The following is a 15,551-nucleotide window of genomic DNA, read 5'->3' on the forward strand; positions in this document are numbered from 1 at the left end:
TCCATTTTGTAAAATTAACGCCATTTATTAACCTAACCTTTTCTCTTATAAATGTAATTAAATAATTTTTAATAATCAAAAACTTTATTAAATCGAGTTAAAATTGTGGATAATTCATATATTTTCACTAAAATTGGGGGTTTTTTAAGAACATAATAATATGAAAAAATACAGTTTAGCAGTAATGCTTTTTGTAATGAGCTCAGTATCAGTAATGGCTCAGCAAAAAATTACTTTAGAAGAAATTTGGGGAGGCGCTTTTAGAACAAAAGGAATGGATGCCCTAAGCGCAATGAAGAATACTAACCAATACACGGTATTAAATTTTGATAGAGCTACCAAAAGTTTCCAAATCGATTTGTACGATTTTGCAACTTTAGAAAAAGTAAGTACTCTTTTTGATACTAAAAATCATCCTGAAGTAAAGACAATCGATAGTTACACTTTCGATAAATATGAAAAAAAGATATTAATTGCTACGAATTCGAATCCAATTTTCCGCCATTCTTTTACTGCAGAATATTTCATTTATGATATTCCTTCAAAAACAGTAAGTAGTTTTACTTCAAATGCGATTCAAGAACCAACTTTTAGTGCAGACGGAACAAAAATCGCTTATGCTTTTGAAAACAATTTATATGTTCACGATTTGGTTTCTGGTGCGAAAATTCAATTAACACAAGATGGGCAAAAAAATAAAATTATTAACGGTATTACGGATTGGGTTTATGAAGAAGAGTTTGCTTTTGTAAAAGCTTACGATTGGAATGTTACTGGAACAAAAGTGGCTTATATTAAATTCGACGAAACAGAAGTTCCTGAGTTTTCTATGGATATGTATAACGAAGGTTTATACCCAACCCAAACAGTTTTTAAATATCCAAAAGCAGGTGAAAAAAATGCAATAGTTTCGTTACATATTTTTGATTTAAAATCTGGAACAACTAAAAAAATTAATCTAGGAGATTATAAAGATTTTTATATCCCAAGAATAAAATGGACAAACGATGCAGCGGTTTTGAGCGTTCAGGTAATGAACCGACACCAAAACAATTTAGACTTGCATTTTGTTGATGCTAATGCTGGAACAACAAAAATTGTTTTAAACGAAAAAGACAATGCTTATGTTGATGTTACTGATAACTTAACGTTTTTAAAGGATAACAGTTTTATTTGGACATCAGAAAAAGACGGATTTAATCATATCTATCACTACGATAAATCTGGAAAATTGAAAAAACAAATTACTTCAGGTAAATGGGAAGTAACAAATTACTATGGTTTTGATGAAAAATCAGGAATGATTTATTATCAATCTGTAGAAAATGGTTCAATAAACAGAGATGTTTATGCTATTAAAGTTGATGGAAAATCAAAAGTTAGATTATCATCAAAAACAGGTACAAATTCGGCTACTTTTAGTCCAAATTTCCAATACTTCATCAACACATATTCAAGTGTAAGTACAGCACCAACGTATACTTTAAACGATTCAAAAAATGGAGCTGTAGTAAAAACAATTGTTTCTAACGAAGCTGTTGAACAAAAATTAGCAAAATACGATGTAGGTCAAAAAGAATTCTTTGTGTTAACTACTGAAAAAGGTAACCAATTGAATGCTTGGATGATTAAGCCAAAGAATTTTGATGCAACAAAAAAATATCCAGTATTTATGTATCAATATTCAGGGCCAGGTTCGCAACAAGTGGCAAATCAGTGGAATAGCGCAAATGATTATTGGTTCATGATGTTAGCTCAACAAGGATATATTGTAGCTTGTGTTGACGGAAGAGGAACTGGTTTAAAAGGTGCAGCATTTAAAAAATGTACGCAAAAAGAATTAGGAAAATACGAAGTAGAAGATCAAATCGATGCTGCTAAAGTAATTGGAAAATACAATTATGTTGATGCTTCAAGAATTGGTATTTTCGGATGGAGTTATGGAGGTTTCATGTCGTCAAACTGTTTGTTTCAAGGTGCTGATGTGTTCAAAATGGCAATCGCTGTGGCTCCAGTAACTTCTTGGAGATATTACGATAGTATTTACACAGAACGCTACATGCAAACTCCGCAAGAAAATGCAAGTGGTTACGATAACAATTCGCCAATTAATCACGTAAGTAAATTAAAAGGTAACTTTTTGTTAATTCACGGAACAGCTGATGACAACGTTCACGTTCAAAACACTATGAAAATGGTTGAGGCTTTAGTGCAAGCAAACAAACAATTCGATTGGGCTATTTATCCAGATAAAAACCACGGAATTTATGGTGGAAAAACACGCTTACAATTGTACACTAAAATGACAAATTTTATCAAAGAGAAATTATAATAAATCAATAAACTAAAACAAATTATATGAGTGAAGTAGCAGCTAAACAAAGCCACCCAAAAGGATTGTGGGTTTTATTTGGAACAGAGATGTGGGAGCGCTTCAATTTCTACGGAATGCGAGCAATACTTACATTATTTATGGTAAATGCATTAATGCTTGGAGAGTCAAATGCATCAATTATTTATGGTGGATTTTTAGCATTGTGTTATTTAACACCTCTTTTAGGGGGTTTTATTTCAGATAAGTATTTAGGCAATAGAAGCTGTATCATGCTTGGTGGTACTCTTATGGCTATTGGTCAATTTTCATTGTTTTATAGTGCAACAATTTATGATAGCAATTTAGGATTGTCAAAAGGTATTTTTTGGCTAGGATTATTTGTTATCATTTTTGGTAATGGGTTTTTTAAACCAAATATTTCTTCAATGGTTGGAAGTTTATATCCTCCACAAGAAAAAACAAAGTTAGATTCTGCTTTTACAATTTTTTATATGGGAATAAATATTGGGGCATTATTGAGTCAATATTTTGTTCCGCTTATTGCTGATGTTAAAGTGAATAATGTTCAAGATCCAACCGTTTTTAAATGGGGTTATCTAATGGCTTGTATAGCTATGGTGTTAGGGACATTGGTGTTTTTCTTTTTGAAAAACAAATATGTTATTACTCCAGAAGGAGAACCAATTGGAGGTAAACCAAATAAAGATAAAGCAAATGGTGCAGTTGAAGAACAAGCAAATTTTTCGTCAAAATCAATTGGTATAGCATCAATATTATTTGTGGTTTTATTTTTTGCATTTAGATATTTTCTAGTTTCTGAAATTGGATTTAGTAATTTTGAAATTGGAACTTTAGTAAAAGGAATAATTTATCCTATTATCTATGCAGCTGGTATTTCACTTGCATTTCTTATTATGAGTTCTGCAGAAAATATGGTTGAAAGACAAAGAATTTGGGTAATTTATATTGTATCTTTCTTTATTATTTTCTTTTGGGCAGCTTTTGAGCAAGCAGGTTCTTCGTTAACTTTTATTGCGTCTAATCAAACAGATAGACATTTTTTATTTGATTGGGAAATGCCTGCTTCAATGGTGCAGATTTTTAATGGACTATTTGTTGTAATTTTAGCTGTTCCATTCAGTTTGATGTGGGATAAGTTAAGAGCAAAAGGTAAAGAGCCGGTATCGCCTTTAAAACAAGCAATGGGATTGGCATTAATTGCATTAAGTTATTTTATTATTGCTCACAATGTAAAAGATTTAGGGAATTCAGGGTTATTAGCTATTAAATGGTTGGTATTGTTGTATTTTATTCAAACAATGGGTGAATTATGTTTATCGCCAATCGGATTGTCATTGGTTGGTAAATTAGCACCTAAACGTTTTGCTTCTTTATTGTATGGAGTTTTCTTTATTTCAAATGCTGCTGGTTATGCATTAGCTGGATCTTTAGGAGCTATTATTCCTGCAACAGGTGATAAATTCCAAAAAGCTGAAGCTTTAGGAGTTAATCTTCAAGATGTTTTAGATAAAAAAGTGACTTTAACTGCTGAGCAAATTGCTTCATTTGAAAAAGAACAGTTGCCATTAGAATATACTTCTTTTGCAGGTTTTGAAATTCATAACCTATACGAGTTTTTCATGGTGTTTGTTGTTTTATGTGGAATTGCTGCTGTTATTTTAGCGGTTTTATCACCTAAATTGAAAAAAATGATGAACGGTATTACCTAGTAAACAATAAAAATATTTTTTATATCTTTCAAACCTACAAGAAACCCTTGTAGGTTTGTTTTTTTAATACGAATAAATTATGTGGAAAAGTCATCCTAAAGCATTGCCTTACTTGTTTTTATCTGAAATGTGGGAACGTTTCGGTTACTATTTAATGATTGGTATTTTTACCTTATATCTTAAAGATGTTAAAGCCGGATTCGCCATGACGGAGAAAGAAGCTTCCGATTTATACGGAACTTTTATTGCTTTAGTATTTTTAACTCCTTTTATTGGAGGATTAGTTGCCGATAGATATTGGGGTTATAAAAAATCCATCGTAATAGGTGGTTTAATGATGGGAGCAGGGTATTTCATGATGGGAATTCATGATATTACTATGCTTTATATTGCAATGACATTAGTTATTGTAGGTAATGGGTTTTTTAAACCAAATATTTCAACACTTTTAGGTAATTTTTATACTGAAGATAAGTTTAAAGATAAAAAAGACGAAGGATACAACATCTTCTATATGGGGATAAACGTTGGAGCTTTTATCTGTAATTTCTTTGGTGCAGCCTTACAAATTTTATTAGGTTGGCAGTATGCTTTTATGGCGGCTGGAGTAGGAATGTTTGTTGGAGTTATTGTTTTCTTGTTAGGAACAAAACACTATGGAGATAAAACAGAGAAAAAAGGAGTACAACCTGGCGATATGCCTTTCTGGAAAATTGTAATGTTCATCTTAGTTCCTTCTGCAGTTTTTGGAGTTATTGGTTGGTTAATTAAAGGGATTACTAATGAAGCAAATCCGAATGGTTATATCTTTGGTTCTGACAGTACAGATGCTTTTATTTTTGCATGTATTCCAGTTATTTTCTTCTACGGGAGTTTGTATTTCAAAGCAAAATCAGACGACAAAAGACCAATTGGTGCTTTGTTGACCATTTTTGCAGTTGTAATTTTATTCTGGGCTGTTTTCAAATTAAACGGTTCTGCATTAAACACTTGGGCAGATCGTTATACAGATAGAGAAATTAAAGGTACAACACAAACTGTTTTTAATGGATTAAAGTTAGCCAAAGAAGTTGAATACAAAAAAGACACGGTAGAGCTTTACGATGCTAGTTTCCGTATTCAAAAAGTGGATGGTGAAGTTCAAAAGACAGTTGATTATCCAATATATTTCAGAAATGTAGCTAAAGATAAATTACCTGAAGAAGGTTCTAAAGTATCACTTTGGGCAACCAATTTAAGTCAATCTATCAATCCAGGATGGGTTATTCTTTTAACACCTTTAGTTGTTGCTTTCTTTACGTTTTTAAGAAGCAGAAAGAAAGAACCTTCAACTCCAACAAAAATTGCATTTGGATTGTTAATTTCTGCTTTGTCAGTTTTAGTTATGATAGCTGCAGTAAATATGGGAGCTAACGGTTCAGAAAAAGTAAGTGTTTGGTGGTTAGTAGCCAATTATGGTGTAATTACTATTGGAGAGCTATTTTTGAGTCCAATGGGATTGTCCGTTGTATCAAAACTAAGTCCAACGAATATAACTTCATTAATGATGGGTGGTTGGTTCTTGTCAACTTCAATCGGAAATAAATTGAGTGGAGTATTAGCAAGTCTTTGGGATACTTATGATAACAAACAAGACTTCTTTTGGGTGAACTTTGGATTATTAATGTTTGCTACTTTATTAATGTTTGTTTTATTAAAGCAACTAAATAAAGTAATGCAAGAAAAAGGAATTCATTAATATGCAAACATTAGAACAAATTCAAGATTTTAAAGGTAAATATCCTAAACAGCTTTGGTATTTATTCTTTAGTGAAATGTGGGAGCGTTTCTGTTTTTACGGAATGCGTGGTATGCTAGTTGTTTTTATGGTTAATCACTTAGCTATGGATGAAAAAACAGCTAATCTTCAATATGGAGCTACTCAGGCATGGGTATACGCTTTTACATTTATAGGAGGTTTATTTGCTGATAAGATTTTAGGATTAAGAAAGTCGCTTTTTTGGGGTGGTATTCTTATGATTCTGGGAAGTATTATTCTTGCAATTGATCCTAAAAACTTATTTTTTATAGGAATTAGTTTTACAATAGTTGGAACAGGTTTTTTTAAGCCTAATATTTCCTCAATGGTTGGACAGTTGTATAAAGATGGTGATCCTAGGCGAGATGCTGGATTTTCTTTCTTTTATATGGGTGTGAATTTGGGAGCATTGTTAGGGGGGTACGTTTGTATTGCTGTTGCTGAGGGTTCTATGTGGCAATCAATTGTTCCTGAAAATCTGAGATGGAATGTCGGTTTTGGATTTGCTGCAATCGTAATGATAATTAGTTTGTTAACTTTTACACAAACTCAAAAAACATTAAGTACAATTGGTCTTTCTCCATTAAAAGAAGTTGTTGATTCTAAAAAAAGAGTTTTGGAAATTTCAACTTATTTAGGTTCATTATTAGTAATTCCTGTCATTATTATAATGGTAGCAAATACGAAGTATACCGATTATTTTATGATGTTTATAGGACCAGCTTCAATTTTATATTTGTTCTATGAAATGAAGAATTTTTCAATTTCTGAAAACAAAAAACTTTTGGCTGCTTTGGTATTTATTATTTTCTCAATTTTCTTTTGGGCATTTTTTGAACAAAGTGGTGGGTCATTAAGTTTGTTTGCTGCTAATAATTTAAATAATACAATTGCAGGAGTTGAATTGAGCCCAAATGGAGTTAATAATTCCGCTAACTCATTGTTTGTAATTGGATTTGCAGCTTTAGTTGGTTTAGTTTGGTTGTGGATGGCAAAGAAAAAAATGGAGCCTAACACTATTATTAAATTTGGTTTAGCCTTTTTGTTTTTAGCGGGTGGTTTTTGGGTGTTCTACTACACACAATTTTTCGCAGATTTAAATGGAAAAACATCTTTAGGAGTTTTCACTTTAGGTTGGTTAGTAATTACATTTGGTGAATTGTGTTTATCTCCTATTGGAATGAGTGCTATGACTAAATTATCACCACAAAAAACACAAGCCGTTATGATGGGAATGTGGTTTTTAGCAAGTGCATATGGTCAATATTTTGCAGGAATTTTAGGTGCCAATATTGCAGAAGCTTCTGAAAATGCAACCAATATGGAGAAGCTTGTTTTGTATGCAGACGGTTACAAACAGCTAGCGATTTATGCTTTTATTTTAGGTGTTGTACTTATTGTTATTTCACCTTTAGTTAAAAAATTAATGCAAGAAGTTAAGTAGATAACATTTTTGGCACTCAATTTGATTACTTTTGTTTTTATAAATTTATAATATGAAGAATTTTTTACTAATCGCTTTTTTAACATTGACAAGTTTGTCAATGCAAGCGCAAGAAGAATTAACATGGCATACTGATATGTCTGCTGCTACAGATATTTCAATAAAAGAGAAAAAACCGTTATTCTTATTCTTTACAGGTTCTGATTGGTGTGGATGGTGTATCCGTTTACAAAAAGAAGTATTCAAAACACCTGAATTTGTTAAATGGGCAAAGGATAATGTAGTGTTAGTTGAATTGGATTTTCCTAGAAAAAACAACCAAACGGATGCTGTGAAGTCTCAAAATGCTCAATTACAACAACAATTACAAGTAAGAGGTTATCCTACTGTTTGGTTTGTTAGTGCAACTAAAACGGCTGAAGCTAAAGTAAATTTAACTGCTTTAGGAAGTACAGGATATGTAGCAGGTGGTCCAAAAGTGTGGATTGATGGCGCAAATCAAATTATTAAGAAGTAATATCTTATTTCAATTTATAGAATCCCTTTTCGGCAATAGCATGAAAAGGGATTTTTTCTTTTCTGCAAGTGGCTTCCCAAAGTTTGCAATTGTTTTTATAGTTACTCTTATCGGCAATAATTTCTTTTGGTTGCATTTCTTCTATCAATCGTGCTAAATTGATTTTTGGATTTTGAGTCAGAATAATTATTTCAGGTCGAATTGAAGTTTTGTAAATCCCTAAACTATCGATAACCAATATTTTATGATTTTTATATGAAATGGCATTTTGAATTGGAAAGATTCGTAAGGAATCTGAAAATGTGCCTCTTTTATAATGATTCAATGTTGTGCTATGATTTTCAGGTTCGTTACTAAAAGCAATAATGTTATTCTTTTTTTTAATGCCAATTAAAGTAACTTTTTCATTAAAAACGACCAATTCGCTATCGTTATTTTCCTTCCACTTAATTGAAATATAACTGAATTGTAAAACGAGAATAGAAATTAAAACACACTTAATATTTTGATTTTTTTGATGATATAACCAATAAATAAAAGTAATAATCACCAAATACATTGAAATGGTCAACCAAGCCGAAAATGAAATATTTGTAATTATACCGCTTTTAAATTGTGCAATCCAATGAATATAATCGTTCATGAATAGAATAATGTATTTTAGTATTTTGCCTATGAAAACAGCTAGAGTTGGGAAAGCATAATTTAAAGGAAGTATTATAATTCCAACTATCAAAACCAAACTTGAAAGCGGAATTATCACCAAATTGGCTAATAAAAATAACAATGGCAATTGATTGAAATAATACAAACTCAAAGGTAAAACACCAATTTGAGCTGCTAAAGAAACTAAAACAATATCGGTAAAATAAACTCCAATTTTATTTTCAGTGAAATACAACTTTTTGTAGTAGGGCTGAAATAAAACAATCGATAAAACAGCGGCATAACTCAACTGAAATCCTATGTCGAAAATAGAATTGGGTTTAATCAATAAAATGAGTAAAGCAGAAACTGCCAAAGCGTTATATATCGCTTTTGGTTGATTAAAATAATTTCCAATACTAATAAAACTAAACAAAGTTACCGCTCTAGTTACCGATGCAGGTAAACCTGTTAGTAATGCAAACAACCATAAAATAGCCAAAACAAGTAGTAATTGAATTTCTGCTCCAAATCGTATTCTTTTTAAAGGTTTTAATAAGAATATGATGAAGAAATATATGATGGAAATATGCAATCCTGAAATCGCTAAAATATGAATTACACCAGCGTTTGAATAATCAGCTATGGTGTCTTTATCCAATTCCAATCGTTGTCCTAAAATTAAAGCGTCAATGATTGCTTTTGTTTTGGGTTCAAAATGATGTATGCTGAAACTTTCGCTTAAATTATTCCGTAAATTTTCAATGTAAAAATCCATGTTTTTTCGTGTTTGAATAACTCTAATTTGATTTTCATTTGCATAGATTTGATGTGTTACATTTTGCTTTTCTAAATATTTTGAATAATCAAATTGATATGGATTAAAAGCTTTTGGAATTGGATATACAGAAGCATTTAGCCAAATTTCATCTCCAGCGTGTAATTTATTTTCATTTGTTTTTGGATTATAAAGTAATATTTTACCAGTGGCTATTGAATCATTAAAATGCGTTAGCTCTATAAAATATTTATTGTATTTTTCATTTGGTTTTAGTGTTGTGGTAATAAAACCTCTAATTGAATTTCTTTCGTTAATTTCTTTTTTTGAGTAATGAGTCGAATAATTTGAATCGGAATGTACATAAAAACAAATCATTCCTATTGCAAAAGCCATCAAATAGGAAGTAATACCAAAAGCAGCGTTTTGTGTAAGTTTCTTTTTGCTTTTCCAAAACAAATAACAGAAAAGAATACTGCTGCTAGTTAGAAATGCGATCAAACTTTTCAACGACCAATGCAAATAGTATTCTGCAATAATTCCTATTGCAAAACTGATGGTAATGGTAAGTAAAGGAAACTTAAATACTTTCAATCACATTGTTTTTGAAGTAGTGTTTCAGTTTAAGTAGTTGGGACTTCTTAGTCTCAAAAATAGGAAAAATACAATATGCTTGTATTTTAAAGCGTAAGAATATTTGTTATTTTTTTAATGAATTTACAATCAATTCTGCTGTTTTTTTACTAGCACCTTCGCCACCTAGTTTCTCTTTCAAATCAGCATAATTTTGCAATAAAACAGAACGGCTTTCAGAATTCAAGATTTTGTTGAGTTCAAATTTCAAATTCTTCGTATTTAATTCGTCTTGAATCAACTCTTTTACCACTTCTTTGTCCATTATTAAATTTACCAATGAAATGTATTTTAACGTAATGATTCGTTTGGCAATTTGGTAAGAAACCCAACTTCCTTTATAACAAACTACTTCTGGAATATTAAACAATGCCGTTTCTAAAGTTGCAGTTCCAGAAGTTACTAAAGCTGCATGCGAATGACTAAGCAAATCATAGGTTTTGTTAGAAATGAATTTTACATTGTCATTCGTTAAAAAGGTTTTGTAAAACTCATATTCCTGACTTGGCGCTCCCGCAATTACAAACTGATATTCTGGAAAATCATTCACAACAGAAAGCATAATCGATAACATTTTGGAAATTTCTTGCTTTCTACTTCCTGGTAATAATGCTATGATTGGTTTGTTTGATAAATTGTTTTCTTTTCTAAAAATTTCATCTGAGATTTCTGTTCTACTTGCAATTGCATCAATTAGGGGATGACCAACAAAGTGAACCGGAAAAGCATGTTTTTTCTCGTAAAAATCTTTCTCAAACGGAAGAATTACATACATATGATCAACATCACGTTTAATCGCTTTAATACGATTTTCTTTCCAAGCCCAAATTTGCGGAGAAATATAATAATGAGTCGGAATATTACGCTCTTTTGCCCAAGTTGCAATTCGCATATTAAATCCTGGATAATCAATGAAAATTATAGCATCAGGTTGAAATGCTTCAATGTCTTTTTTACAAATTTTGATGTTGTTCAAAATGGTTTTTAAGTTCATAACCACTTCGATAAAACCCATAAAAGCCAAATCGCGATAGTGCTTTACTAAAGTTCCGCCTACATTTTGCATCAAATCGCCACCCCAAAAACGAATTTCGGCAGTTGGATCTTTTTCATACAAAGCTTTCATTAAGTTAGCACCGTGTAAATCGCCAGAGGCTTCTCCTGCTATGATATAGTATTTCATTTGTTTTTTCTTTATAATTCCCAAGAATTTAATTGTTGGATTGCGTGATGAGCTGTTAAATCAAATTGTACCGGAACAATCGAAATATATCCGTTAGCTAATGCCCATTCATCGGTATCGGTCCCTTTGTCTAAATTAACAAATTTACCTGTTAACCAATAGTATTCTTTTCCTTGCGGATTGGTTCTTTTGTCAAATTCTTCTTGCCACATTGCTTTCGCTTGACGACAAATTTTAGTTCCTTTTATCTCGTTTTGTGGCAGTTTTGGGAAATTCACGTTTAAAATAACACCTTCAGGAAGACCATTTTTTAAAACTTCAGTTGCAATTTGTTTTACATGAGTTTTAATTGGTTCAAAATCGGCATCCCAGCTATAGTCTAACAACGAAAAACCAATTGCCGGAATTCCTTCAATACCAGCTTCAACAGCAGCACTCATTGTACCCGAATAGATGACATTGATAGAAGAATTAGAACCATGATTAATGCCCGAAACACATAAATCGGGTTTGCGTTTTAGAATTTCATTCACGGCAATTTTAACACAATCAACCGGTGTACCACTACAACTATACTCGTTTTCTAACTCTTTATCGATATGTACTTTTTCAAGTTTCAATGTGTTGTTGATTGTGATTGCATGTCCCATAGCGCTTTGCGGACTATCAGGAGCCACTACAACAACATCACCCAGTTCTTTCATAACTTCTATAAGTGCTCTAATTCCAGGCGCAACAATACTATCATCATTTGTTACCAGTATCAGTGGTCGTGTCATTTTTTACATTTTTTGCTAAATTAATTAATTTCTGACGAAACCCTTTTTTTGTAGTGTAGTTTTTGTTGGTTTAACAAAAAATTATAGTAATTTGCACACTTATGGCATGATTTTTTGTGTAATTTAGTTGAAAATTTTTCAATGAAACGAATAGTGGAATTTATGAAAAGAAATTATAAGATTATATTGTTGGTAACTGCTTTATCAGCAATACTGTGGAGTTTTATTCCTAATCAGAAAAAAGAAGATCCAGAAAAAGATAAATTGCTTTTGGACTTATTAACTATGGTGCTTGAAAGAGCGCATTATAGTCCAGTTGCAATTGATGATGCTTTTTCAAAGAAAGTGTATAAAAAATATCTTGAAAATATCGATCCTACGAAGCGTTTTTTCATTCAATCAGATATTGATGATTTTAGTAAATACGAGTCATCAATTGATGATATGATTAGAGACAAGAATTTGATATTTTTTAATTTAACAAATGATCGTTTGTTAAAAAGAATGAAGGAATCTAGAGATATTTACGCGGAAGTTTTGTCAAAGCCTTTCGATTTTAATATTAAAGAAAATATTAATGTTGACTATGAGAATCTTCCTTACAGTAAAAGCAAATCAGATTTAAAAGACAGATGGAGAAAACAATTAAAGTTGTCTGCGCTTTCTTCTATTACTGATAAACAAAAATTAGAAGCAGATAAAAAGAAAGACGATCCAAAATACGTTGAAAAATCTTTTGCGACTATTGAAAAAGAAGTTCGTGAAAGCTCATTAAAATCATTAAATGAATACTTTGATTTTATAGAGAAAGAATTAGAAAGAGACGATTGGTTTGCTATATATTTAAATTCAATTGTTGAGCGTTTTGATCCACATACGTTCTATTTTTCTCCAGATGATAAAGAAAAATTTGATGTTAGTATGAGTGGAACTTTCCAAGGAATTGGTGCTCGTTTACAAAAGAAAGAAACAGGTGTTGAAGTTTCTGAATTGATTTCTGGTGGTCCAGCTTGGAGAGGAAAAGAATTAGAAGCTGGAGACTTGATTTTGAAAGTTGGTCAAGGAAAAGAAGAACCACTTGATATTGCAGGAATGCGTTTGGATGATGTTGTTAAGAAAATCAAAGGTCCAAAAGGAACAGAAGTTCGTTTGACAGTTAAAAAAGTTGACGGAACAATTAAGGTAATTACGATTATTAGAGACGAAGTTGAAACAGAAGAAACGTTCGCTAAGTCGAGTATTGTCAATAAAGATGGTAAAAAATACGGAATTATCTATTTACCTAAATTCTATATCAGTTTTGAAAACAAAGAAAACCGCGATGCTTTTAAAGATGTTGCTGCTGAAATTGAAAAATTAAAAGCACAAAACATCGACGGACTTATCATGGATTTACGTGATAATGGAGGAGGTTCTTTAGAAACTGTTGTTAAAATGGTTGGATTGTTTATTCCTGAAGGTCCAGTTGTACAAGTAAAAGCACCTGGAAGAGATCCAGAAATTTTACCTGATCCAGATAAGAGAGTTCAATATGATGGGCCACTTGTAGTAATGATTAACAATTTTTCGGCTTCGGCTTCAGAAATTTTTGCTGCAGCAATCCAAGATTATAAGAGAGGAATTATTGTTGGTAGTAAGCATTCTTATGGAAAAGGAACCGTTCAAAATATGGTTGATTTAAACAACTTTATTAGAGGAAATTCTTTTGGAGATTTAGGAGCATTAAAAACGACTATTCAAAAATTCTATAGAATTAATGGTGGTTCTACGCAACGTGAAGGTGTAAAAAGTGATATCGTTTTTCCAGATCGTTTTGCGTATTTAGATATGGGTGAGCGAGATGAAGAAAGCGCATTGCCATGGGATAAAATCGCTCCTGCTAAATACCAGTCTATAAACATCAATTATGATAATATTATAGCAAACAGTAAAAAGAGAATTGCTGCTAATCCTACATTTAAATTAATTGATGAAAATGCAAAATGGATTTTTGAGCGTAAAGATGAAAATGACTTTAGCTTAAACTTGAATGATTTTAATAAAGAGATTAGCGTTGCAGATGCTAAGATTAAAAAATTCAAAGCCATTTCTGAATACAATAATAAATATGTATTTAATTCTCTACCAGATGAAACTGCTTTGTTTGAAAAAGATACTTTATTAAAACAAAAAAGAGAGCGTTGGCACGAAGACATGCAAAAAGACATTTACATTGCAGAAACTTTAAATGTAATTGATGACTTAAAAGCCTTAACTAAAGGAAAAAGTCTAACACAAAAATTAAGCATGAATTAAATTATAGCTTGCATAAAAAAATCCCGATTCAAACGAATCGGGATTTTTTTTAATCTAATTTTCTAAGTTTATTCTCAGCTTTTTCTAAATCTATTTGTAATTGTAAAGCCTTGTTTTCTTTTTTAAGAATCTTTTCTCTCCATTTTAATTCTTCTTCCGCTGTAAGTTTTCCTTTTCTTTTAAGCTTTTCTAATTTGTCTTTATCTTTTTCAAGATCTTTTTTATTATCAGCAATTTTGTCTTTTGCTTTATCTACATTTTTTTTAGCTCTTTCTCTTTCAGCAATTGCTTTTTGAGCTTTCTTTAATTCTTTTTCTGCTTTTTTTCTTGCTTTTTCAGCTTCTTTTTGAGCTTTCTCTGCTTTGTCTATAGCCTTCTGACGTTCTTTTTCTGCTTTTTGATTCTCTTTTATCTGTTTCTCTTCAGCTTTTAATCTTTCTTTTTCTGCTTTTTGTTGTTCTAGTTTTAAAGTTTCTTGTTTTGCTTTTGCACTATCAATTACTGTTTCTTGCGAAAATGAACTTTGTAAGCTAAATAAACCTACAATAATTAAAAATTTTATTTTCATGATATGGGTTTTAAAAATTACCTTTACAAAGGTAACAAAAACTGCGCCAATAGATGAAAAGTTTATTATATATCATTCCTTTTGCTTTATTAAGTTCATGTAAAGAATTTGAAGTTAATGATTCAAATCAGATGAAAAAAAAAGAAGTCGTTAATCAAGAAGAAGTCATTTCAAGTGATTTTGATTTTTTGCCAACATCAACTACAAAGGAAATTTACAAACACAAAACGTATTCTTTTTCTTATTCAGAGGAATATGAACAAAGCGAATGGGTTGCTTATTACTTGGACAAAGATGATGTTACAAATGCAAATTATGACAGGCCTTTTTTTGAGCAAGATCCTTTAGTTAAAACAAAGTCTGCTGATTGGAGAAATTATAAAAATTCGGGTTACGATAAAGGACATTTATGTCCGGCTGGAGATAGAAAAGAATCTTTTGAAGATTATTCAGAAACATTCTTTACCTCAAATATTAGTCCTCAAGAACATGAATTTAATTCAGGTATTTGGAACCGATTAGAAGAAAAAACAAGATATTGGGCAACAAAAAATGATGGTTTATATGTTGTTACAGGAGGCGTTTTAAGTGATAATTTAAAAACTATTGGTAAAGAAAATGTTGCAGTTCCTAACTACTTTTACAAAGTGTTGTTATCAAAAGATGGTTCTAAGATGATTGGGTTTTTAGTTCCACATAAAAATTCCGATAAAGCATTGTATGAATTTGTTGTTTCAGTTGATGAAATTGAAAAGATGACAGGGATTGATTTTTATCCAAGTCTAGACGATAGCTTCGAAACAAAATTAGAAAGTAAATCAGATTACAAAGGCTGGAGTTTTTAAA

The 15,551-nt window shown here is 31.1% G+C and carries 11 protein-coding genes; 7 read left to right on the plus strand and 4 right to left on the minus strand.

Going from position 1 to position 15,551, the window contains the following annotated elements:
• Positions 1-160: 160 nt before the first annotated feature.
• From LOS89_RS01485 to LOS89_RS01505, 5 genes are all read left to right on the plus strand, one after another.
• Entirely contained in the window at positions 161-2,332 is a 2,172-nt protein-coding gene (locus LOS89_RS01485; protein ID WP_231835962.1) for a S9 family peptidase, read from the plus strand.
• Positions 2,333-2,358: 26 nt separating this feature from the next.
• The gene (locus LOS89_RS01490) at positions 2,359-4,065 is read left to right on the plus strand and encodes a peptide MFS transporter (RefSeq protein WP_231835963.1); all 1,707 of its coding nucleotides are present in this window, start codon (positions 2,359-2,361) and stop codon (positions 4,063-4,065) included.
• 79 nt (positions 4,066-4,144) lie between these two features.
• Positions 4,145-5,803: a peptide MFS transporter gene (locus tag LOS89_RS01495; RefSeq protein ID WP_231835964.1), complete on the plus strand. Its 1,659-nt coding sequence runs from the start codon at positions 4,145-4,147 to the stop codon at positions 5,801-5,803.
• 1 nt (position 5,804) lies between these two features.
• Positions 5,805-7,307, plus strand: coding sequence for a peptide MFS transporter (locus LOS89_RS01500; protein ID WP_231835965.1), 1,503 nt, complete (start codon positions 5,805-5,807; stop codon positions 7,305-7,307).
• Positions 7,308-7,359: 52 nt separating this feature from the next.
• Entirely contained in the window at positions 7,360-7,824 is a 465-nt protein-coding gene (locus LOS89_RS01505) for a thioredoxin family protein (RefSeq protein WP_231835966.1), read from the plus strand.
• A 4-nt stretch (positions 7,825-7,828) separates the two neighbouring features.
• Here the strand turns inward: LOS89_RS01505 and LOS89_RS01510 are convergent, their stop codons facing one another.
• The 3 genes from LOS89_RS01510 to surE all read right to left on the minus strand — a co-directional run bounded on the left by LOS89_RS01510 (position 7,829) and on the right by surE (position 11,842).
• Positions 7,829-9,841, minus strand: coding sequence for a ComEC/Rec2 family competence protein (locus LOS89_RS01510; RefSeq protein ID WP_231835967.1), 2,013 nt, complete (start codon positions 9,839-9,841; stop codon positions 7,829-7,831).
• 106 nt (positions 9,842-9,947) lie between these two features.
• Positions 9,948-11,063 (minus strand): lipid-A-disaccharide synthase, encoded by a 1,116-nt coding sequence (lpxB, locus tag LOS89_RS01515; protein WP_231835968.1) that lies wholly within the window; start codon positions 11,061-11,063, stop codon positions 9,948-9,950.
• An 11-nt stretch (positions 11,064-11,074) separates the two neighbouring features.
• Entirely contained in the window at positions 11,075-11,842 is a 768-nt protein-coding gene (gene surE, locus LOS89_RS01520; protein WP_231835969.1) for a 5'/3'-nucleotidase SurE, read from the minus strand.
• A 141-nt stretch (positions 11,843-11,983) separates the two neighbouring features.
• On the opposite strand from surE, the gene LOS89_RS01525 reads away from it, so the two are divergent.
• A complete protein-coding gene (locus LOS89_RS01525; protein WP_231835970.1) occupies positions 11,984-14,137 on the plus strand; it encodes a carboxy terminal-processing peptidase in 2,154 nt (717 codons plus the stop codon).
• Between the two features lie 49 nt (positions 14,138-14,186).
• Here the strand turns inward: LOS89_RS01525 and LOS89_RS01530 are convergent, their stop codons facing one another.
• Positions 14,187-14,705: a hypothetical protein gene (locus LOS89_RS01530; protein WP_231835971.1), complete on the minus strand. Its 519-nt coding sequence runs from the start codon at positions 14,703-14,705 to the stop codon at positions 14,187-14,189.
• A 53-nt stretch (positions 14,706-14,758) separates the two neighbouring features.
• On the opposite strand from LOS89_RS01530, the gene LOS89_RS01535 reads away from it, so the two are divergent.
• Entirely contained in the window at positions 14,759-15,550 is a 792-nt protein-coding gene (locus LOS89_RS01535; protein WP_374107726.1) for a DNA/RNA non-specific endonuclease, read from the plus strand.
• Position 15,551 lies beyond the last annotated feature (1 nt).

The organism is Flavobacterium channae (genome assembly GCF_021172165.1).
In the GTDB taxonomy this organism is placed as follows: Bacteria; Bacteroidota; Bacteroidia; order Flavobacteriales; family Flavobacteriaceae; genus Flavobacterium; species Flavobacterium channae.